The organism is Streptomyces sp. NPDC058678, from assembly GCF_042714835.1.
In the GTDB taxonomy this organism is placed as follows: domain Bacteria; phylum Actinomycetota; class Actinomycetes; order Streptomycetales; family Streptomycetaceae; genus Streptomyces.
Genome location: NZ_JBHXSG010000029.1, coordinates 47,250 through 67,527, shown reverse-complemented (window position 1 = coordinate 67,527; position 20,278 = coordinate 47,250). Strand labels below are relative to the sequence as shown.

Genomic DNA, 20,278 nt, shown 5'->3' with positions numbered 1-20,278 from the left:
GGTCACTTCCCGAAGCCGAAGCCGTTGCCCGCTCCGTCGACCTTGGCGCGCAGGCGCTTGCCCTTCTCGGTGGCCTGTTCGTTCAGCTCCTGCTGGAACTCCCGCATCCGGACGAGGAGTTCCTCGTCGTGCGTGGCGAGGATGCGGGCGGCGAGCAGTCCGGCGTTGCGGGCACCGGCGACGGAGACGGTCGCGACGGGCACACCGGCCGGCATCTGCACGATCGACAGCAGCGAGTCCATGCCGTCGAGGTACTTCAGCGGCACGGGCACGCCGATCACCGGCAGCGGAGTGACCGAGGCGAGCATGCCCGGGAGGTGGGCGGCGCCCCCGGCCCCCGCGATGATCACCTTCAGCCCGCGCTCGGCGGCCTGCTCGCCGTACGCGACCATCTCGCGCGGCATGCGGTGCGCGGAGACGACGTCGACCTCGTACGCGATCTCGAACTCGTCGAGGGCCTGGGCGGCGGCCTCCATGACGGGCCAGTCGGAGTCGGAACCCATCACGATGCCAACAACGGGGCTCATTCGGTGATCGTGCCTCTCAGGTAGCCGGCAGCGTGACGGGCGCGCTCCAGCACGTCGTCGAGGTCGTCGCCGTAGGTGTTGACGTGGCCGACCTTGCGGCCGGGCTTCACGTCCTTGCCGTACATGTGGATCTTGAGCTGGGGGTCGCGGGCCATGCAGTGCAGGTACGCGGAGTACATGTCCGGGTAGTCGCCGCCGAGGACGTTGACCATGACCGTCCACCCGGCGCGCGGGCGCGGGTCGCCGAGGGGGAGGTCGAGCACGGCCCGGACGTGGTTGGCGAACTGGGAGGTGATCGCGCCGTCCATCGACCAGTGGCCGGAGTTGTGCGGGCGCATCGCGAGCTCGTTGACGAGGACACCGGAAGACCCGTCGTCATTGCGGGTCTCGAAGAGCTCGACGGCGAGGTGGCCGACGACGTCCAGTTCCTTGGCGATCCGCAGCGCCATCTCCTCGGCCTTCAGGCCCAGTGCCCGGTCGAGGTCGGGGGCGGGCGCGATGACGGTGTCGCAGACGCCGTTCACCTGCCGGGACTCGACGACCGGGTAGGCGACGGCCTGGCCGTGCGGCGACCGCACGACGTTCGCGGCGAGCTCCCGGACGAAGTCGACCTTCTCCTCGGCGAGGACGGGAACGCCCGCACGGAAGGGGTCCTCGGCCTCCGTCACGTTGTCGACGACCCACACGCCCTTGCCGTCGTAGCCGCCGCGGACGGTCTTCAGGACGACCGGGAAGCCGGCGCCCTCCTGAGCGAAGGCCACCACGTCCTGCGGGTCGCTCACGATCCGGTGCCGTGGGCACGGCACCCCGATGGCGTCGAGCTTCGCCCGCATCACGCCCTTGTCCTGGGCGTGCACGAGCGCGTCGGGACCCGGGCGGACGGGGATGCCGTCCGCCTCCAGGGCCCTGAGGTGCTCGATGGGGACGTGTTCGTGATCGAAGGTGATCACGTCACAGCCCCGCGCGAAGTCACGCAGCGTGTCGAGGTCGCGGTAGTCGCCGATGACGACATCGCTCACCACCTGCGCCGCGGAATCCTGAGGGGTGTCACTGAGGAGCTTGAACCTGATGCCGAGCGGGATGCCTGCTTCGTGCGTCATACGAGCGAGCTGACCCCCGCCGACCATGCCGACTACCGGGAACGTCACGTACCTAGGGTATCGGCCACCCGATGGTGGCCGATTTCACGTCCCGCCACCAGGTCCTTTGCCCGGCTATGGGCTCATCCACAGGCGATCACCAAGGGGGGTGGATAGCATGGCTGGGTTGACGAAACCAACGGACGGGGGCCTGGACAGCCATGGAACGTGGTTCCTCAGGGTCTCGAACGGCCGCACCTCGCTCCGCGGCGCGGCAGCGCGTCGACCGGCTTGTGCGCGAGGCCGCCAAGTTCGGTGCGGTGGGCGGGGCCGGTGTCCTGGTCAACCTCCTCGTCTTCAACCTGACGCGGCACACGACCGACCTCCAGGTCGTGCGGGCCAGTGTGATCGCCACGGTCGTGGCGATCGCGTTCAACTACGTCGGGTTCCGGTACTTCACCTACCGTGACCGCGACAAGTCCGGGCGCACGAGGGAACTCACCCTGTTCCTGCTGTTCAGCATGGTCGGGCTGGTCATCGAGAACGGCGTGCTCTACGCGGCGACCTACGGCTTCGGCTGGGACAGCCCGCTGCAGAGCAACATCTTCAAGTTCGTCGGCATCGGCATCGCCACGCTCTTCCGGTTCTGGTCGTACCGCAGCTGGGTGTTCCGCGCGCTTCCGGTCAAGGAAGCGGTGGCCGACGCGGAGTCGATTCTGGCCACGGAGGCGAAGAAGCCGCGCTCCGAACAGCGCGTGCCGTAGCCGCGCCATGGACGTGCCCGAGAGGTGGACGAGTCGAGTCGGGGACGTGTCCTAGCGGACCGTCGGCTCCTCGTCCGGCGTCGACGCCTTCTTCAACGGCGTACGCGACAGGAACAGTCCGAACACCGGCGGCTGGGTCTGGAGCATCTCCAGACGGCCTCCGTCGGCCTCCGCGAGGTCCCGGGCGACCGCGAGGCCGATGCCCGTGGAGTTGCGGCCGCTGATGGCCCGCTCGAAGATGCGGGCACCGAGATCGGCGGGGACACCGGGCCCCTCGTCGGTGACCTCGATGACGGCCTGGTTTCCGGTGACGCGGGTACGCAGCGCGACCGTGCCGCCGCCGTGCATGAGGGAGTTCTCGATCAGCGCGGCCAGCACCTGCGCGACCGCCCCCGGCGTGCCGACCGCCGTCAGGTGCCGCTTGCCGGAGCTGACGATCGCCCGGCCCACGCCGCGGTAGGCGGGCCGCCACTCGGCGAGCTGCTGCTGGATGACCTCGTCGAGGTCGAAGGTGACGGCGGAGCCGGTGCGCGGGTCGCGGGAGTTCGTCAGCAGCCGCTCGACCACGTCCGTGAGGCGTTCCACCTGGGTGAGCGCCACGTTGGCCTCCTCCTTCACCGTGTCCGGGTCGTCGGTGAGGGTGATCTCCTCCAGGCGCATGGACAGCGCGGTCAGCGGCGTACGCAGCTGGTGGGAGGCGTCGGCGGCGAGCCGGCGTTCCGCGGTCAGCATGCGGGCGATGCGCTCGGCCGAGGAGTCCAGGACGTCGGCGACCCGGTCCAGCTCGGGGACGCCGTACCGCTTGTGCCGGGGCCGCGGGTCGCCCGAGCCGAGGCGTTCGGCGGTCTCCGCGAGGTCGGTGAGCGGGGAGGAGAGCTTGTTGGCCTGACGGATCGCGAGCAGCACCGCGGCGATCACCGCGAGCAGCGCCACCAAACCGATGATCAGCAGCGTGCGGCCGACCTCACGGGTCACCGAGGAGCGCGGTTCCTGGACGAGGACGGTCTCGCCCTCCTCGCCCGTGGCCGTGGCCCGGATCACGTCACCGGTGGGCTTGGTGCCGACCTCGATGACCGGCTCTCCCGGAATCCGGATCACGGCGTACCGGTCCGCGGTGACCTGGTCCTTGAGGACCTCCGCGTCGACGTTCCCGGCTCCGAGCAGGCGGCTGTCCACGATGCTGGCCAGCCGCGCCGCCTCCAGCTCCACCCGCTCCTGGGCGCTGTTGCTGATGGTGCGGGTCTCGACGATGACGAGGGACACACCGAAGACGGCGATGACCACGAGCACGACGGCGAGGGTGGACTGGATCAGGCGACGGCGCATGTTCTCTTACCTGTCGGACGCCCGCCGGGCGGGCGGGAGCTCAACTCTTCTCGAAGCGGAAGCCCACGCCACGCACCGTCGCGATGTACCGGGGGTTCGCCGCATCGTCGCCGAGCTTCTTGCGCAGCCAGGAGATGTGCATGTCGAGCGTCTTGGTCGACGACCACCAGGTCGTGTCCCAGACCTCCCGCATCAGCTGGTCGCGTGTGACGACCCGGCCCGCGTCCCGCACCAGCACCCGCAGCAGGTCGAACTCCTTCGCGGTGAGCTGGAGCTCCTCCTCGCCCATCCACGCCCGGTGCGACTCGACGTCGATGCGCACGCCGTGCGTGGCGGGCGGCTGCGCCGGCTCCGAGGCACCGCGCCGCAGCAGCGCCCGGACTCGGGCGAGCAGTTCGGCGAGCCGGAAGGGCTTGGTGACGTAGTCGTCGGCGCCCGCGTCGAGACCGACCACGGTGTCGACCTCGTCGGCGCGCGCGGTCAGGATGAGGATCGGCACGGCGAGGCCCTCGGCGCGCAGCCGTCGGGCCACTTCCAGGCCGTCCATACCGGGCAGACCGAGGTCGAGCACGACCAGGTCGATGCCGCCCTGGATGCCGGCGTCGAGCGCGGTGGGGCCGTCCTCGCGCACCTCGACCTCGTAGCCTTCCCGGCGCAGGGCGCGGGCCAGTGGCTCCGAGATGGACGCGTCGTCCTCGGCCAGCAGTACACGGGTCATGAGGTGATGGTAGACCGCCCGTGACCACAGCTGGGGTGTGATCGGCGGTGAGTGATTCTTACCTTCGGGCGTATCGGCACGAACCTCTGTGTGTGGGGTGCGAACCGCGTAAGGACCTTGGAAAAGGTGTGTACGGTTCCACGGTCACCTGTGATCCGCGTCTCAAGTCCTTCCATTTCCGGCATCGTCCTGCCGTATGGTGATTGGGCGCCTGTAGCACCGCGGGGACCTTTGGCGAGGATTTGACGCTGAAGGTCTCTTTTGTGTGTGCCCCCACCCCACTCCAGGCGCGTCCCGAGCAGCAAGGAACGACCATGGCGTCCAGCCTGACGAAGGACTCGGTGACTCCGGGCACCCCCGGATCCGAGACCGCCTTCTTCGGCCACCCCCGCGGACTGGCCACACTCTTCATGACCGAGATGTGGGAGCGCTTCTCCTACTACGGCATGAGGGCCCTCCTCCCGCTGTACCTCGTCGCTCCGGGCGGCCTGCACCTCAACGCGGCGACGGCGACGGCGATCTACTCCGTGTACGTGTCGCTGGTGTACCTGCTCGCCATGCCGGGCGGCTGGTTCGGCGACCGCGTCTGGGGTCCGCGCAGGACCGTCGCCGTCGCCGGCGCGGTCATCATGCTCGGCCACCTCACGCTGGCCCTGCCGTCCTCCGGGACCTTCTACGCCGGCCTCGGCCTGGTCGCGATCGGCTCGGGTCTGCTGAAGGCCAACATCTCGACGATGGTCGGCCACCTGTACTCCGGCCCGGACGACCCGCGCCGCGACGGCGGCTTCACGGTCTTCTACATGGGCATCAACCTCGGTGCCTTCGCGGCGCCGCTGATCATCGGCACCATCGGTGAGAACGTCAACTGGCACTTCGGCTTCGCGCTCGCCGCGCTCGGCATGGCGCTGGGGCTCGCCCAGTTCCTGATCGGCAGCCGCCACCTCGCGGAGCGCTCCAGCGTGGTCCCCACGCCGCTGTCCGCCGAGGAGAAGTCCTCGACGCTGCGCAAGGCCGCGGTCTGGGCCGGCATCGCCGTCGTCTTCTACGCGATCGTCGGCTTCACCGGCCACTACACGCTGAACTGGATCCTGGTCCCGCTGACCCTGCTCGGCGTGATCATCCCGGTGATGGTCCTCACCCGCATCAAGCGCGACAAGGACCTGGACCGCACCGAGCAGCGCTCGATGTCCGCGTACATCTGGTTCTTCGTGGCCGCGGCCGTGTTCTGGATGATCTACGACCAGGGCGGCTCGACCCTGTCGATCTTCGCCGACTCCTCCGCCGAGAACAGCGTCTTCGGCTGGACGTTCCCGGTCTCCTGGTACCAGTCGGTCAACCCGGTCCTGATCATGGCGCTGGCCCCGGTCTTCGCCTGGTTCTGGCTCGCGCTGAACCGGCGCGGCAAGGAGCCGAGCACGGTCGTGAAGTTCGCCTCGGGTCTGGTGCTGGTCGGCGCGTCCTTCTTCCTCTTCCTGGCACCCCTGTCGATCGCCGAGGGCGGTCACAAGGCGGCCGCGATGTGGCTGGTGGCGATCTACTTCGTCCAGACCGTCGGCGAGCTCCTGCTCTCCCCGGTGGGCCTGTCGGTCACCACGAAGATGGCCCCCGCCAAGTACGCCTCTCAGATGATGGGCGTCTGGTTCCTCGCCGTCACCGCCGGCGACGCCACCACCGGCCTCCTCTCCATCGCCGGCGTCGACCTCAACAAGACCGGCGTCGTGGCCCTCGAAGCCACCCTCGCCGTCGTCGCCGGCCTCGCGGTCTGGATGTACCGCAACAAGGTCAAGGACCTCATGGGCAGCGTCCGCTGAGGTCTGCGGACCTGGTGGAACGACGGAGGGCCACCGCACCCTGGGTGCGGTGGCCTTTCGCGTCTCATGGACGCCGTGCCCGCCGGGGCGCTCCCCGTGCCGGCCGCCGCTGCCGTGCCCGCCTCCCCGGCAGGAACGTGAACACCGCGCCGCCCAGCAGGACGGCCGTGCCGGCGACCAGGCCCGGGGCCTCGAGAGCGTCGTTGTCCGCACCGCCGGTCCCGGCCGGTCCGCCGGTCGTCGAGGAGCCGCCGCCCGATGTGTGCCCTCACCTTCCCCTCGGTGGTGCCGTCGACAGGGGCGGACCGGCCGCCGCGGGCGGCACGCACCGGGTCGCGTACCCCACGTCGGCGCCCTGGGCGGGCACGGCGGCGACGCCGAGCACGCCGCCCGGTGTGCCCCTCCTTCGCCTGCTCACGTGGGCCCCTGCCTGGTGGGAGTCGTAGGACCCGTGGGAGCCGTAGGAGCCGTGGGAGTCGTAGGACCCGTGGGAGCCGTAGGACCCGTCGGGTTGTCGTCTTGTGGTGCGGAGGGACGGCCGGCCGTCCCCGGATCGGCGTCCGGGGTGAACCACGGCAGGGTCGCAGCGGAGGGGGGCGGCTGGGCCGAGGAGGACTTCGGCCCCGGCAACCCCGGCAACTCCGGTAGCCGCAAGGAGAGTTCGGGCAGCCGTGGTCCACGGCGACCGCCGCGCACCCCGCCCGGGCGCCGCGGCCGTACCCGGTCCACCACGGCCATCGCGGCGCGGAACACCGAGGCCGGCACGACCAGGCAGACCAGGACCCAGAACAGGGTCACGCCCCAGGGCCGCCCCACGCCCCAGGGTTGTTCGGCAAGGACCTTCCCTCCGTACTTCAGCGACACCGTGTAGTCGCCGTGCGCGCCTCCCGTGAGTTCGACGGGCAGTTCGATCCGCGCCTTCTTCCCCGGCCGGATCGTGCCGCGCCACTGCTGTTCCTCCCACTGCGGGGCGAACACGCCGTGGGAGGTGCCGACTTGGAAGACGGGGTTCTTGACGGCGGAGGTGCCGACATTGCCGACGGTGAGGACGAGGGTGCGCACGGGCGGCGCCCCGAACCAGGTCAGCAGCCCGCTCGACCCGTCGAGCCGGGTGTCGGTGAGCACCGACAGACGTCCGCCCGACGGCTCGGCGGGCAGCGGTTCGACCGCGTGCCCGGCGACCTGGAGGATCGCGTCGGCCTCCGCCTTCGCCCCCTCCACCGTCGCCACGTGCACCACGCACGGACACGGCACGGGCGGCTCGGCGACCGGCAGTTTCCGGCTGAAGCGCCCTTCGTCGTCGGTCGTCACGGCCCTGCCGTCCGCGTTGGCACAGGAGTCGGTGCCGCCGACCACACCTCGCGAGGGCACGGACTGCCCGCAGATCAGGATCATCAGCAGCGCCCGCGCCCGCCAGCCGTCCCCGGTGACGGTGATCGAACCCCCGGTACCCGCCTGCGACTTGGACAGTGCCACGCTCGGCCGGTCGGCCGCCGTCCCGGTCCCCGCGAAGGGCAGCAGGACCAGCGCGAGCACCATGACCAACACCGGAATCCGCCGTGCCTCGCCGCTCACGTCATCGCTCCCGTCAAGTCGACGTCCGCACGCGGAGGTTCGGCCACCTCGCCGCTGCGGCGCCCTGGTCGTCGTACGACGAGGAAGGAGCCGCACGAAGCCTCCACCGCACCCTCCGGCCCCCGCCACCTCGCACCACCTCGCGCAACCTCGCCCCCACGGTCCGTCAGCGGCGGGCCGCCTGGTTCCTCCGGGTCAGCCACAGCGTGCCCGCCGCGCCCGCGAGCAGCACCGTGCCGCCGAGGGTGCCGAGGGCGATCGCGGAGTCCTCGGGGCCGGTCTGCGGGAGGTCGGCGCCGGAGTCGGCGCCCGAGTCGGAGCCGCTCTGGGGGACGCCCCCGCCTGCGGCCGTGACGTCGAGGCTCAGCGACGGCCCGGGACTGTTCGTCGGCGTACAGGTCGTCGTCGTCCCCAGCGCCTTGATGGTGAGCACGCCCGCGGTCAAGGTGACCTTGCCGGTCTTCTTCGGCGTGTACGTGCCCGACAGGTCGTTGATCTTGATGGGGGTGTTGGCGGGGAGCGCGGCCTGGTTGGCGGGGCCGGTCACCGTGAGCGTCCCGCTGTCCGCGCCGCCGAGCTTGATGGTGGCGCTCGGGTTCATCGCGCCCTTGCCCAGTTCGACGGGGCTGGAGGAGACGCCCTTCTGCCACGACATGGTCACCTTGTAGCCGCTGCCACTCTTGACGGCCTCGATGTCGATGGGCGAGACGGCGCTCTTGTCGCCGATCGGCGTCTTGCACTGGTAGCGAACGTCGACGACCTCGGCATGGGCCGCGGGGGCGGCCATCAGCACCGCCGAGCCGGCCAGGGCCGCGGCGGAAGCGAGGGCGGCGGTTCGTTTCTGGTACGTCCGGTTCGACACGGTGCCCACTGTCCCCTCATTCCTGACGGCACATCAGATCGGCCGTCAAGGTACGCCCGGGGTCGTGGAGAGGGAAGACAAAGTGCGCGCCGGATCTGCCGAGCGGGTCGGGCGGGTGCGCCCGGCTCGGCCCGGGAAAGCGGGTTACGCGGGTGCGCCCAACTCGGCCCAGACCCTCTTGCCCGAGGCGCCGGGGGTGCGGACGACCCCCCAGTCCAGGCACAGCCGCTGCACGATGAACATGCCGTGGCCGCCGGGGCGGCCGGCGCGGTGCGGGGTGCGCGGGGCCGGCTGGCCCGTGCCCTTGTCGGAGACCTCGATCCGGATCACCTTGTTGTCGCAGGTGATCCACATCTCGTCGGGCCCCTCGGCGTGCAGGCAGGCGTTGGTGACCAGTTCGGAGACGACGAGCAGCACGTCCTCGGCGGCGGCCCGCTGGTCGGCGGTCGCGGCGGGCAGCCAGCCCCACGCGTACAACGCCTGGCGGGTGAAGTCGCGAGCGAGCGGCACGACACCGCTCTCGCCCTCGAAGTCCAGTCTGCGGACCTGACGTCCGCGTCCCCCCGACGACACGGCAGCGCCCCCGTCGGGCGCCCCGGTCGTGGGCGGGCCCCCCTCGGGCGCCCCGGAAGCGCCGCTGGGCTCCGGGCGGCGGTCGCCCGGCGGGTAAGGCCGGGTGGTGCTCATCAGCGCTTCACCTCACCGATTCACCAGTTCACGATTCAAAATCCTGCCCAGTCCGTTTCTGCGCAGTCGGTCACCGAACACGTACGGGAGTCTCCTGCCCGACCGGACCGGCAGAACACCCCTGTATTCGGCACGAAAGCCGTGACGCCTGAAAAGCGCCGGTCACAGGGGGGCGAGGGGGCACGGTCACCATGGTCGGGCCGGACCCGCCGGCTCAGCCGGTCTCGCCCGGTTCGTCGGCCAGGGCGGCTTCGACAGTGTCATGGACAGTGAACACAGCTTCGGCCCCCGTGATCTCGAAAACCCGCGCGACCACGGGCAGCATCCCTGCCAGGTGCACCCCGCCCCCGGCCGCCTCTGCCTTCAGTCGTGCGCCCAGCAGTACGTTCAGGCCGGTGGAGTCGCAGAACTCCAGGCGTGAGCAGTCGACCACCAGTCGACTGAATCCCTTGTCGAGGCAGTCCTCGAGTGGCTCGCGCAACAAATCGGCGGTGTGGTGATCCAACTCACCCGCCGGGGTCACGACGGCACTAGAGCCCGTTTCCCGAACCTCGACCAGAAGCCGGCCCGACTGTGCGCTGCCGACTGTCCCGCGGTCCATGCCGTCTTCTCTCCCGACGTCGTGGCTGCTGACTGACGCCCCCGAACACTACGCCTTCTCCACATTCTCCGACACCCGAACAACCACCCGCAAACGGACATAAACGCACATAATGCACTTGCGATCGCCTCGGGAAACCGGGTAGGGCTAGTAGAGACACGTACTCGACACGGCCGGCTTTGGAGGCGCCGCACACCGCAGTGCACGAACTGGCTTCGGCAGCCATATGCCGAGAACGATGGAGGACATCATGTCACCCCGGCTCGACGCATCGCATACCCAGCAGGCGACGTCGACATCCCCCCCGGAACATCTGGATCCCATCGGGCAGGACGACCCACTCGCAGACCTCCCGGACATCCCCCCGTACGACGAGGTGGGGCCGGTGGACGCACGGGCCCTGTCCAAGACCCTCTTCGCGCGCCTCGAGTCGCTGGAGGAGGGCACCCACGAGTACTCGTACGTCCGCAACACGCTCGTCGAACTCAACCTCGCCCTGGTCAAGTTCGCCGCCTCCCGCTTTCGCTCCCGCAGTGAGCCGATGGAGGACATCATCCAGGTCGGCACCATCGGCCTGATCAAGGCGATCGACCGCTTCGAACTCAGCCGTGGTGTGGAGTTCCCCACCTTCGCGATGCCAACCATCGTCGGTGAGATCAAGCGGTTCTTCCGCGACACGTCGTGGTCCGTGCGCGTACCGCGCCGGCTCCAGGAACTCCGGCTCGACCTGGCCAAGGCCGGCGACGAGCTGGCCCAGAAGCTCGACCGCGCCCCCACCGTGGGCGAGCTCGCCGAGCGCCTCGGTCTCTCCAAGGACGAGGTCGTCGAGGGCATGGCGGCGTCGAACGCGTACACCGCCTCGTCGCTCGACGCCCAGCCCGAGGAGGACGACTCCGAGGGCGCCCTCGCGGACCGCATCGGTTACGAGGATCACGGGCTCGAGGGCATCGAGTACGTCGAGTCGCTGAAGCCGCTCATCGCCGAGCTCCCCTCCCGCGACCGCACGATCCTCTCGCTGCGCTTCGTCGCGGGCATGACCCAGTCCGAGATCGGCGACGAACTCGGCATCTCGCAGATGCACGTGTCCCGACTGCTGTCGCGGACGCTGGTGCGGCTGCGGAAGGGTCTGACGGTCGAGGAGTGACGGCGGGCGCCGCCACGCGCCGTCGACGGTGACTGAGCGACCCGGCCCGTGTGGGCCGGGTTGCGGCCGTTGCGGGACGGCAGCCAGGGCGCGGCCGAAAGTTTGCTGTTACCCGGAGGAACCCCTTTCCTCGTGGGATCCCGTCCACCACTATGGTCACCCTTCACAGACTGGCCGGTACGTCAGGATGTCCGGGTCGGCCGGCTTCGCGGGGGCGAGGAGGCGGGTGGATGGCTGGGGCCGACGGGATCGACGACGGCGACGTGGTCGGGGGTGGCCCGTACACAGGCGTGCCCGACGCACGCCTCACCGAACTGCTGCGCGCCGGCACGAGCACCGCGTACCTGGCGCTCCAGGAACTCCGCGCCCGCCACCGCACCCAGGTCCTCGCCTACGCCCGTCTGTGCGCCACCGGCGACTCCACCGCCCGCCAGCTGGCCGCGCAGGCCTTCACGCTCGCGGCCCGCGAGACGGCACGCGGCATCGACCCCGGCGTCCCCTGGCGGCACCGGCTCCTGCTGCTGACCGGGCGGGTGGCCGCGTCCTGGGCGGCGGACGAACGCTCGGCCGGCCTCGACGCGAGCCTGCTCCTGGTCCTGAACACGACGGGGGCGGACGGCCCGACCCCACCCCTCCTCGGCCCGTTCCAGTCGCTGCCGTCCCGGGCGCAGGGGCTCATCTGGTACGGGGTGGTGGAGCGGGAGAGTCCGACCATCACGGCCGGTTACCTGGGTCTGACGCGCGAGGACGTGACGTACGGCACGGACCAGGCCCTCCAGTCCCTGGCCCGGTCCTGCCTGCACTTCCGCCTCGCCGCCTCCGACGATCCGCGGTGCGGCGACTTCCGCCGGCTCATCGAGGAGTCCGTACGGCCGGACAGCCCGCGTGAGAGTCCCGACCTGCACGCCCACATGGGGCACTGCGCCCACTGCGCGACGGCGCACGAGGAACTGTCCGCCCTGCGGGACGCGCCGCGCACGGCGTTGGCGGAGGGGCTGCTGCCGTGGGCGGGGACGGCGTACGCGGCGCGCGAGGGACGGGCACGAGGCGGGGAGTCCCGTACGCCGCCGTCCGGCGCCCGGCAGCCGTCCCGTCGCCTGGTACTCACCTCTGCGGCGCTCGGCGTGGCGGTGGCACCGCTGCTGGTGTTCCTGCTGACGCAGGGCGGCGGTTCGGCGCCGCGGGAGTCGGCGGGCGCGGTGGCGACGCCGTCGAGTCCCCCTCCGGTGACGGTGACGGCGACGGTCTCGGCGACACCGTCCCCGTCGGCGACGAGCAAGTCGCCCTCACCGACGACGAGCCCGACCCCGACGAGGACGGCAAGCCCGACACCGTCGCCGTCGCGGTCACAGCCGCCGTTCCGCCCGCCGGGAGGGACGTACACGCAAGTGGTGAACCTCGTCTCCGGTCGCTGCCTCGACGTCTTGGGCCCCTTCGAGAACCGCACGGACGTCGTCACGGCCCCGTGCGACGCCTCCCTCACCCAACGCTGGCGCGTCGACGCCGGCCGCGGTGTCCTTCAGTCGTCCGCGGACCCCGACTTCTGCCTCGACAGCAGGGGTGGCGTGGACAAGGGCGTGGGCATCTGGGAATGCGGGTCCGTGGAGGGCCGCAACGGCGCCAACCTCAGGTTCACGGTGGACGAGGACGGGGTGATCCGCCCGGACATCGCGATCGCGACGGCGCTCACGCCGGTGGGCGGAGGGCTGTCGTTGGAGCCGTTGAGCGGGGGTGCGGGGCAGCGGTGGCGGGCGGGAGCCAGGTGAGCGCGCCACACGGCGAGAACGCCGAGCCGCCTACGGACTCCCGCCGAAGGAATACCGGCTGCGGGCACTTTCCGAGCGGAAATGGACTCAACGCCAAGGAACTGTGGACGGAGTGCCAACACATCCGGACAGCGCCCAGGCATTCTCGATCATGCGCAGGTCATCGACTCGGCGACCACCCATGGGTCGTCTGCCGTCCCTGCGGCCCTGCTGTCGTGAGTTGCGAGTACTTCGGGGGTACCCGCGAAAGCAGGGCCGCAGGCAGGCGGAAGGCGACCGGAGCTCAGACCTCTCGCACGCCGCGCCGCCACACGCCACTCACCAGCGGCACCCCCGGCCGATACGCCAGATGCACGTGGCTCGGCGCGTCCAGGAGCGTCAGGTCCGCGTACGCCCCCGGTGTGAGGCGTCCGACGTCCTCCCTGCGCAACGCCTGCGCGCCACCCGCAGTCGCCGACCACACCGCCTCGTCCGGCGTCATTCCCATGTCGCGTACCGCGAGGGCGATGCAGAAGGGGACGGAGGAGGTGAAGGACGAACCCGGGTTGCAGTCGGTGGAAAGGGCTACCGTGACGCCGGCGTCCAGGAGGCGGCGGGCGTTCGGCCACTCGGCGCGGGTGGAGAACTCGGCGCCGGGGAGCAGGGTCGCCACCGTGTTGCCGCCGGCCAGCGCGGCGACGTCCGCGTCCGTGAGGTGGGTGCAGTGGTCGGCGCTGGCCGCGTCGAGCTCCACCGCCAACTGCACGCCGGGGCCGTAGGACAGCTGGTTGGCGTGGATGCGGGGGTGGAGCCCCTTCGCCCTGCCCGCCGTGAGGATCGCGCGGGCCTGGTCGCCGTCGAAGGCGCCCTTCTCGCAGAAGACGTCGATCCAACGGGCGTACGGGGCGCAGGCGTCGAGCATCTCGCCGGTGACGAGGGCGACGTACGCGGCGGGGTCGTCGGCGTGCTCGGGGGAGACGATGTGGGCGCCGAGATAGGTGACCTCGTCGGTATGGGCGGCGGCGATGCGCAGGGCGCGGGACTCGTCGGCGACGGTCAAACCGTAGCCGGACTTGGTCTCGAAGGTGGTCGTGCCCTGGCGGAGGGCTTCGGCGAGGTAGCGGGTGAGGTTGCGTTCGAGGTCGTCGTCGCTCGCGGCCCGGGTGGCCGCGACCGTCGTACGGATGCCTCCGGCCGTGTACGAGCGCCCCGACATGCGGGCGTTGAACTCCGCCGTCCGGTCGCCCGCGAAGACCAGGTGGGAGTGGGAGTCGACGAAGCCCGGGAGGACCGCGCGGCCGGCCGCGTCGACGTGATGGTCAGTGGCGGGTGCTTTGCTTGATTCACCGGTCCACGCGATGCGGTCGCCGTCGATGACGACGGCCGCGTCCTGGATCAGACCGAGGGGAGAGCCTCCCCCACTCTCGAATTTGCTCGAGCGGGGGGACCCCCATCCGAAGGAGGGGTCGTTGGTGACCAGCGTGGCGATGTTGGTGATGACAGTGCTGCTCATCGTGTCCTCGTGGGCGTGGGCGTCGGTGGGGTTCAGGAGCGCAGGGCTTCGACCGCGGCCGCCAGGGCTCCCGGCACGTCCGGTACGAGCGTGTGCACCCCGTCGCGTACGACGTGCCGCCCGCCCACGATCGTGTGCCGTACGTCCGCCGCGGTCGCCGCGAATACGGCCGTCTCGGCGCCGAGCCTGGGCAGCGGCCCCGCTGTTCTGACCGAGTCGAGCGCGATCGTCGTGAGGTCGGCGAGCGCGCCGGGTTCGATGGTGCCCGCCTCGTCCCAGCCGAGGGCGGCGTGGCCGTCGGTTGAGGCGGCCCGCAGCAGGGCGGCTGCCGTCCAGTGACCGCGGGTGCGGGTGCGCAGGCGCTCGTTCAGCTCCATGGCGCGGGCCTCTTCGAGGAGGTCGATGACGGCGTGGCTGTCGGAGCCGAGGGAGAGCGGGGAGCCGGCTTTCTGCAGGGCGGCGGCGGGTCCGATGCCGTCGGCCAGGTCGCGTTCGGTCGTCGGGCACATGCAGGTGCCGGTCCCCGAGTCGCCGAGCAGGGCGATGTCCTCGTCGGTGAGGTGCGTGTTGTGGACGCCGGTGGTGCGCGGGCCCAGCACCCCGTGCTCGGCGAGGAGCCGCGTCGGCGTGCAGCCGTGCGCCTCCCGGCAGGCGTCGTTCTCGGCGGTCTGCTCGGACAGGTGCACATGGAGCGGGGCCCGCCGCTCCTCGGCCCACCGCGCCACTGTCGCCAACTGCCGTGCGGGCACGGCACGTACGGAGTGGATGGCGGCCCCGATCCGCGCGTGATCCCGGTCCTTGAGAACTGAACAGCGTTCCGCCCAGGCGTCCGCGCTCCCGTCGGAGAAGCGGAGCTGGTGGGTGTTGGGCGGCTGTCCGAAACCGGCGGAGAGGTAGGCGGTGTCGAGGAGGGTGATGCGGATACCGGCTTCGGACGCGGCGTCGACGAGGGCCTCGCCCATGGCGTTCGGGTCGGCGTACGGGGTGCCGCCCGGGGCGTGGTGCAGGTAGTGGAACTCGCCGACGGCCGTCACGCCGGCCAGCGCCATCTCCGCGTACACCGCGCGGGCGAGCGCGTGGTAGGTCTCCGGGGTCAGCCGGTCGGCCACGGAGTACATGACTTCGCGCCAGGTCCAGAAGGTGCCGGAGCCGACCTGGACGGTGCCGCGCAGGGCGCGGTGGAAGGCGTGCGAGTGGGCGTTCGCCAGGCCCGGGAGGGTCAGGCCGCGGAGGGTTTCGGCGCCGGGGGGCGGGGTGGCGATGTCCGTGCGGACGGCGGTGACGCGACCGTCCGTGACCTCGACGGCGACCCCCGGCTCGACGTGGGTGTCGAGCCAGGCGTGCTCCAGCCAGTACGTACGTGTCTGCTCCGTCGGCGTCACGCGCAGGCCAGCCCTTCCAGTACGTCGGCGAGAGCGACAACTCCCGCCACGCAGTCGTCCTCCGCCGCGTACTCGGCCGGGGAGTGCGAGACGCCGGTGGGGTTGCGCACGAACAGCATGGCGGTCGGGATGCTCCCGGAGAGGATTCCGGCGTCGTGTCCGGCACCGGTACCCAGGACGGGGACCTTCAGGTCGGTGTCCTGGCCCAGGATGCGGGCGAGTTCGTCGCGCAGGGCGTGGTCGAACTCGACGACGGGCGTGAAGGACTCACGGACGACGTCGAGGGCGACGCCGTGTGCGGCGGCGTACTCACGGGCGGCCTTCTCGACCCCGCCCACGACGGTGTCGAGGGTCTCCTGGTCGGCGGCACGGGAGTCCAGCCAGCCGCGCACCAGGGAGGGGACGGCGTTGACGCCGTTCGGCTCGACGGCGATCTTGCCGAAGGTGGCGACGGCACCGGCGAGTTGAGCCTCACGGCGGGCGGCGAGCACGGTCTCGGCGTACGACAGCATGGGGTCGCGCCGGTCGACCAGCCGGGTCGTCCCGGCGTGGTTGGCCTCGCCCCGGAAGTCGAACCGCCACCGTCCGTGCGGCCAGATGGCACTGGCGATGCCGACCCGGTCGCCACTGAGGTCGAGTGCCCGCCCCTGCTCGACGTGCAGCTCGACGAAGGCACCGATGCGGCCGAGCCGCTCCGGGTCGGGCCCGATGGCATCGGGGTCGTACCCGGCGGCCTCCATGGCGCGCGGCAGGGTCACCCCGTCCCCGTCGGTCAGCAGATGCGCCTGCTCGACGCCGAGCTCCCCGGCGGCGAGCCGCGACCCGACACAGGCGAGCCCGAAGCGGGCCCCCTCCTCGTCACCGAAGTTCACGATGGCGAGGGGCCTGGTGAACGTGACCTGTCGCGCGCGCAGCTCATCCAGCGCGGCGAAGGAGGACACGACCCCGAGGGGCCCGTCGAAGGCCCCACCGTCGGGCACGGAGTCGAGGTGTGACCCGGTGACGACGGCGTCCCCGGCGAGCGGATCCCCGAGCCACGCCCACTGGTTCCCGTTCCGGTCCAGCTCGTACGTCAGCCCCCGCACCTCGGCCTGTGCCTTGAACCAGGCCCGGCACTCGACATCGGCACCGGTCCAGGCGAAGCGGCGGTAGCCGCCGGTGGCGGAGCTGCGGCCGATCGGCAGCAGCTCCGTCCACATGCTGTGGAAGGTCACGCGTCGTCACCCTCGCGCATCGGCACCCGCACGCCCCGCTCCGCGGCCGCCGACTCGGCGATGTCGTACCCCGCGTCCACGTGCCGGATGACACCCATACCGGGGTCGTTGGTGAGAACCCGGCGGATCTTCTCCCCGCCCAGCTTCGTACCGTCGGCAACGGTCACCTGCCCGGCGTGGATCGACCGGCCCATGCCGACGCCTCCGCCGTGGTGGATGGACACCCAGGACGCACCGGACGCCACGTTCACCATCGCGTTCAGCAGCGGCCAGTCGGCGATCGCGTCCGAGCCGTCGAGCATCGCTTCCGTCTCGCGGTACGGCGATGCCACCGACCCGGCGTCGAGGTGGTCGCGGCCGATCGCCAGCGGTGCCGCCAGCTCGCCGCTCGCGACCATGTCGTTGAACCGCTCACCGGCCTTGTCGCGCTCGCCGTAGCCGAGCCAGCAGATGCGGGCGGGCAGGCCCTGGAAGTGGACCCGCTCCCCCGCCAGCTTGATCCAGCGGGCGAGGGACTCGTTCTCGGGGAAGAGGTCGAGGATCGCCTTGTCGGTCTTGGCGATGTCGGCCGGGTCGCCGGACAGCGCGGCCCAGCGGAAGGGGCCCTTGCCCTCGCAGAACAGGGGGCGGATGTAGGCGGGGACGAAGCCGGGGAAGGCGAAGGCTCGGGAGTACCCGGCGAGTTGGGCCTCGCCGCGGATCGAGTTGCCGTAGTCGAAGACCTCGGCGCCCGCGTCCATGAAGCCGACCATGGCCTCGACGTGACGCGCCATCGACTCGCGGGCGCGGGTGGTGAAGCCGGCCGGGTCCTTGGCCGCGGCCGACGCCATGTCGTCGAAGTCGACGCCCACCGGCAGGTAGGCCAGCGGGTCGTGCGCCGAGGTCTGGTCGGTGACGATGTCGACGGGGGCGCCCTCGGCGAGCATGCGCGGCAGCAGCTCGGCCGCGTTGCCCAGCAGGCCGATGGAGAGGGGGCGGCGGGCGTCGCGGGCTTCGACGGCGAGCTGGAGGGCGTGCTCCGGGGAGTCGGCCTTCACATCGAGGTAGCGGTGCTCGATGCGGCGCTCGATGGCACGCGGGTCGCAGTCGATACAGATCGCGACGCCGTCGTTCATGGTCACGGCGAGCGGCTGGGCGCCGCCCATGCCGCCGAGACCGGCGGTGAGGGTGATGGTCCCGGCGAGGGTGCCGCCGAACTTCTTCGCGGCGACGGCGGCGAAGGTCTCGTAGGTGCCCTGGAGGATGCCCTGGGTGCCGATGTAGATCCAGGAGCCGGCGGTCATCTGCCCGTACATGGTCAGCCCCAGCTGTTCCAGGCGCCGGAACTCCTCCCAGTTCGCCCAGTCCCCCACCAGGTTCGAGTTCGCGATGAGGACGCGCGGGGCCCACTCGTGGGTCTGCATGACGCCGACCGGGCGGCCGGACTGGACGAGCATCGTCTCGTCCTGCTTGAGGGTCCGCAGCGTGCGGACCATGGCGTCGAAGGAGCGCCAGTCGCGGGCCGCCTTGCCCGTACCGCCGTAGACGACGAGCTTGTCGGGGTGCTCGGCGACCTCCGGGTCGAGGTTGTTCTGCAGCATCCGCAGGGCGGCTTCCTGCTGCCATCCCAGGGCGCTCAGTTCCGTACCGCGCGGCGCTCGTACGGGGCGGGGTCCTGACATGGTCTGCCTCCTGGCTCCTGGTGGGTTGCTCCCAGCGGATTCTTACTGTCGATATTCACATCCTGGCTCTCTGAATAGAACTAGTCAATACGTTCGTGCGTCGGCATGGGTGGGGCACGGGTGTTTCGCTGGACACAGGGACAGAAGGGTCCAGGACAGAAGGACCCAGGGTTCAAGGGCTCAAGACCCGTGGGCGCGGGCAGTGACAGGACGGGGGAAGTTGTGGACCAGGACAACGGCAACGCGGATGCACTGGGCGGCGACACCGACGGAGAACGGGTCGTCCGCCGGGACGAGGCGGTTCGGGCGGCCGTGGAGCAGGGGCTGCTCCGGCCGGACGTTCCCATCGTCGGCCTGCTCGACGTCACCGGCATCCGGGAGTCGGCCGCGGCCCTGCGGGCGGCGTTCGACGCGGTCACGGCGCCGGGCACGCCCGTACTGCACGCCTTCGCGGTGAAGGCGACCCCGCTGGTGCCGGTGCTGCGGCTGCTGCGCGAGGAGGGCATCGGCGTCGAGGTGGCGAGCCCGGGCGAGCTGGCGCTGGCGCGGGCGGCGGGGCTGCCGCCGGACCGGACGGTTCTGGACTCGCCCGCCAAGACGCCGGCCGAGCTGAGGGAGGCGCTGGCGCTGGGGATCGCCGTCAACGCCGACAACCCGCAGGAACTGGACCGCATCGACGCTCTGATGAGGTCGGCGGTCAGTCGCTCCCCCCTCGGCCTCCGGGTGAACCCACAGGTCGGAGCCGGGGCCATCGAAGCACTCTCGACTGCCACGGCGACCTCGAAGTTCGGGGTGGCACTGCGGGACGAGGGGGCTCGCGAGTGGGTGGTGCGGGCGTACGCCGAGCGCCCCTGGCTGTCCCGGCTGCACGCGCACTCCGGGTCGCAGGGCGTTCCGTTGTCGCTGATGGCGGAGGGCGTGGCGGCGACGTACGCGCTCGCGGAGGAGATCAACCGGCGGATCGGGCGCCCGCAGATCGACACGATCGACATCGGCGGCGGGCTGCCGGTGAACTTCACCTCGGACGTGACGACACCGACGTACGCCGACTACGCACGCGTGCTGAGGGAGACGGTGCCCGGACTGTTCGACGGGCGGTACGGGCTGGTCACCGAGTTCGGGCGGTCACTGCTGGCCAAGCACGGGACGGTGGTGGCGCGGGTCGAGTACGCCAAGAGCGCCGGCGGGCGGGCGGTCGCGGTGACGCACGCGGGCGTACAGGTGGCGACGCGGACGGTGTACGCGCCGGGTGCGTGGCCGCTCAGGATCGCCGCGTACGACGGAAAGGGGCGGCCGAAGGACGGGCCCGAGGTGCTGCAGGACGTCGCCGGACCTGCGTGCTTCGCGGGCGACCTGCTCGCCCAGGGGTACGCGCTGCCGCTCCTCGAACAGGGCGACTACGCGGCGGCGCTGGACACGGGGGCGTACTACTTCGCGCACCACTACGCCTACAACTCCCTGGCCCGGCCCGGGGTCTACGGCTTCGCACCGGACGGGGCCGGGGGCACCGCCTTCGCGACCGTGCGGGAGGCGCAGACCGTCGAGGAGATCGTGGCCGAGTCGGGAGGGGCGCACGCGGGCGCGCTCACCGCACTCCACGCACCCGGGCGCCGTTGACGCGCTCCGGGGGGCCTGGTGATCAACTGGACTGAAAACGAGGTCAGTTGAC

The 20,278-nt window shown here is 71.1% G+C and carries 17 protein-coding genes; 5 read left to right on the top strand and 12 right to left on the bottom strand.

The window, feature by feature from the left end; genetic code table 11:
- Positions 1 to 2 precede the first annotated feature (2 nt).
- Together purE and ACFWWR_RS25235 are read right to left on the bottom strand one after the other, a co-directional pair.
- On the bottom strand, positions 3 to 527 hold the full coding sequence (purE, locus tag ACFWWR_RS25240; protein WP_383858588.1) for a 5-(carboxyamino)imidazole ribonucleotide mutase: 525 nt from the start codon (positions 525 to 527) through the stop codon (positions 3 to 5).
- Positions 524 to 1,675 (bottom strand): 5-(carboxyamino)imidazole ribonucleotide synthase, encoded by a 1,152-nt coding sequence (locus tag ACFWWR_RS25235; protein WP_383858591.1) that lies wholly within the window; start codon positions 1,673 to 1,675, stop codon positions 524 to 526. The genes purE and ACFWWR_RS25235 overlap by 4 nt, the downstream gene beginning before the upstream one ends.
- A gap of 152 nt (positions 1,676 to 1,827) precedes the next feature.
- On the opposite strand from ACFWWR_RS25235, the gene ACFWWR_RS25230 reads away from it, so the two are divergent.
- Positions 1,828 to 2,370, top strand: a complete 543-nt coding sequence (locus ACFWWR_RS25230) for a GtrA family protein (RefSeq protein ID WP_383858594.1) — start codon at positions 1,828 to 1,830, stop codon at positions 2,368 to 2,370.
- Between the two features lie 51 nt (positions 2,371 to 2,421).
- On the opposite strand, the gene ACFWWR_RS25225 is transcribed toward ACFWWR_RS25230, so the two are convergent.
- Together ACFWWR_RS25225 and ACFWWR_RS25220 are read right to left on the bottom strand one after the other, a co-directional pair.
- A complete protein-coding gene (locus ACFWWR_RS25225; RefSeq protein WP_383858596.1) occupies positions 2,422 to 3,696 on the bottom strand; it encodes an ATP-binding protein in 1,275 nt (424 codons plus the stop codon).
- A 40-nt stretch (positions 3,697 to 3,736) separates the two neighbouring features.
- A complete protein-coding gene (locus ACFWWR_RS25220) occupies positions 3,737 to 4,414 on the bottom strand; it encodes a response regulator transcription factor (RefSeq protein ID WP_383858599.1) in 678 nt (225 codons plus the stop codon).
- Between the two features lie 314 nt (positions 4,415 to 4,728).
- On the opposite strand from ACFWWR_RS25220, the gene ACFWWR_RS25215 reads away from it, so the two are divergent.
- Entirely contained in the window at positions 4,729 to 6,225 is a 1,497-nt protein-coding gene (locus ACFWWR_RS25215) for an oligopeptide:H+ symporter (RefSeq protein WP_383858602.1), read from the top strand.
- Between the two features lie 414 nt (positions 6,226 to 6,639).
- Here the strand turns inward: ACFWWR_RS25215 and ACFWWR_RS25210 are convergent, their stop codons facing one another.
- The 4 genes from ACFWWR_RS25210 to ACFWWR_RS25195 form a co-directional block, all read right to left on the bottom strand.
- Complete coding sequence (locus ACFWWR_RS25210) at positions 6,640 to 7,764, bottom strand: hypothetical protein (RefSeq protein WP_383859109.1); 1,125 nt, start codon at positions 7,762 to 7,764, stop codon at positions 6,640 to 6,642.
- Between the two features lie 202 nt (positions 7,765 to 7,966).
- Positions 7,967 to 8,662, bottom strand: a complete 696-nt coding sequence (locus ACFWWR_RS25205) for an LPXTG cell wall anchor domain-containing protein (protein ID WP_383858604.1) — start codon at positions 8,660 to 8,662, stop codon at positions 7,967 to 7,969.
- Between the two features lie 144 nt (positions 8,663 to 8,806).
- Entirely contained in the window at positions 8,807 to 9,349 is a 543-nt protein-coding gene (locus ACFWWR_RS25200; protein ID WP_383858607.1) for an ATP-binding protein, read from the bottom strand.
- Positions 9,350 to 9,563: 214 nt separating this feature from the next.
- On the bottom strand, positions 9,564 to 9,950 hold the full coding sequence (locus ACFWWR_RS25195) for an STAS domain-containing protein (RefSeq protein WP_383858610.1): 387 nt from the start codon (positions 9,948 to 9,950) through the stop codon (positions 9,564 to 9,566).
- A 238-nt stretch (positions 9,951 to 10,188) separates the two neighbouring features.
- Here ACFWWR_RS25195 and ACFWWR_RS25190 point away from each other — a divergent pair, with 238 nt between their 5' ends.
- Together ACFWWR_RS25190 and ACFWWR_RS25185 are read left to right on the top strand one after the other, a co-directional pair.
- The gene (locus ACFWWR_RS25190) at positions 10,189 to 11,094 is read left to right on the top strand and encodes an RNA polymerase sigma factor SigF (protein WP_384305427.1); all 906 of its coding nucleotides are present in this window, start codon (positions 10,189 to 10,191) and stop codon (positions 11,092 to 11,094) included.
- Between the two features lie 230 nt (positions 11,095 to 11,324).
- Entirely contained in the window at positions 11,325 to 12,860 is a 1,536-nt protein-coding gene (locus tag ACFWWR_RS25185) for a ricin-type beta-trefoil lectin domain protein (RefSeq protein ID WP_384305424.1), read from the top strand.
- A gap of 283 nt (positions 12,861 to 13,143) precedes the next feature.
- Here the strand turns inward: ACFWWR_RS25185 and hutI are convergent, their stop codons facing one another.
- The 4 genes from hutI to hutU are packed head-to-tail and all read right to left on the bottom strand — an operon-like array spanning position 13,144 to position 18,609.
- Complete coding sequence (gene hutI / locus ACFWWR_RS25180) at positions 13,144 to 14,352, bottom strand: imidazolonepropionase (RefSeq protein ID WP_384305421.1); 1,209 nt, start codon at positions 14,350 to 14,352, stop codon at positions 13,144 to 13,146.
- Positions 14,353 to 14,384: 32 nt separating this feature from the next.
- Entirely contained in the window at positions 14,385 to 15,734 is a 1,350-nt protein-coding gene (locus tag ACFWWR_RS25175; RefSeq protein WP_384305418.1) for a formimidoylglutamate deiminase, read from the bottom strand.
- Positions 15,731 to 16,948: an allantoate amidohydrolase gene (locus ACFWWR_RS25170; protein ID WP_384305415.1), complete on the bottom strand. Its 1,218-nt coding sequence runs from the start codon at positions 16,946 to 16,948 to the stop codon at positions 15,731 to 15,733. The genes ACFWWR_RS25175 and ACFWWR_RS25170 overlap by 4 nt, the downstream gene beginning before the upstream one ends.
- Entirely contained in the window at positions 16,945 to 18,609 is a 1,665-nt protein-coding gene (gene hutU / locus ACFWWR_RS25165) for a urocanate hydratase (protein WP_383858627.1), read from the bottom strand. Before hutU ends, ACFWWR_RS25170 begins: the two co-directional genes overlap by 4 nt.
- A 105-nt stretch (positions 18,610 to 18,714) precedes the next feature.
- Here hutU and ACFWWR_RS25160 point away from each other — a divergent pair, with 105 nt between their 5' ends.
- A complete protein-coding gene (locus tag ACFWWR_RS25160) occupies positions 18,715 to 20,226 on the top strand; it encodes a diaminopimelate decarboxylase (protein ID WP_383858629.1) in 1,512 nt (503 codons plus the stop codon).
- Positions 20,227 to 20,278: the final 52 nt, after the last annotated feature.

Coding starts and splice junctions, on each gene's coding strand:
- purE (WP_383858588.1), bottom strand. CDS start 527: ATGAGCCCCGTTGTTGGCATCGTGATGGGTTCCGACTCCGACTGGCCC.
- ACFWWR_RS25230 (WP_383858594.1), top strand. CDS start 1,828: ATGGAACGTGGTTCCTCAGGGTCTCGAACGGCCGCACCTCGCTCCGCG.
- ACFWWR_RS25225 (WP_383858596.1), bottom strand. CDS start 3,696: ATGCGCCGTCGCCTGATCCAGTCCACCCTCGCCGTCGTGCTCGTGGTC.
- ACFWWR_RS25220 (WP_383858599.1), bottom strand. CDS start 4,414: ATGACCCGTGTACTGCTGGCCGAGGACGACGCGTCCATCTCGGAGCCA.
- ACFWWR_RS25215 (WP_383858602.1), top strand. CDS start 4,729: ATGGCGTCCAGCCTGACGAAGGACTCGGTGACTCCGGGCACCCCCGGA.
- ACFWWR_RS25210 (WP_383859109.1), bottom strand. CDS start 7,764: ATGGTGCTCGCGCTGGTCCTGCTGCCCTTCGCGGGGACCGGGACGGCG.
- ACFWWR_RS25200 (WP_383858607.1), bottom strand. CDS start 9,349: ATGAGCACCACCCGGCCTTACCCGCCGGGCGACCGCCGCCCGGAGCCC.
- ACFWWR_RS25195 (WP_383858610.1), bottom strand. CDS start 9,950: ATGGACCGCGGGACAGTCGGCAGCGCACAGTCGGGCCGGCTTCTGGTC.
- ACFWWR_RS25190 (WP_384305427.1), top strand. CDS start 10,189: ATGGAGGACATCATGTCACCCCGGCTCGACGCATCGCATACCCAGCAG.
- ACFWWR_RS25185 (WP_384305424.1), top strand. CDS start 11,325: ATGGCTGGGGCCGACGGGATCGACGACGGCGACGTGGTCGGGGGTGGC.
- hutI (WP_384305421.1), bottom strand. CDS start 14,352: ATGAGCAGCACTGTCATCACCAACATCGCCACGCTGGTCACCAACGAC.
- hutU (WP_383858627.1), bottom strand. CDS start 18,609: ATGTCAGGACCCCGCCCCGTACGAGCGCCGCGCGGTACGGAACTGAGC.
- ACFWWR_RS25160 (WP_383858629.1), top strand. CDS start 18,715: ATGGGTGGGGCACGGGTGTTTCGCTGGACACAGGGACAGAAGGGTCCA.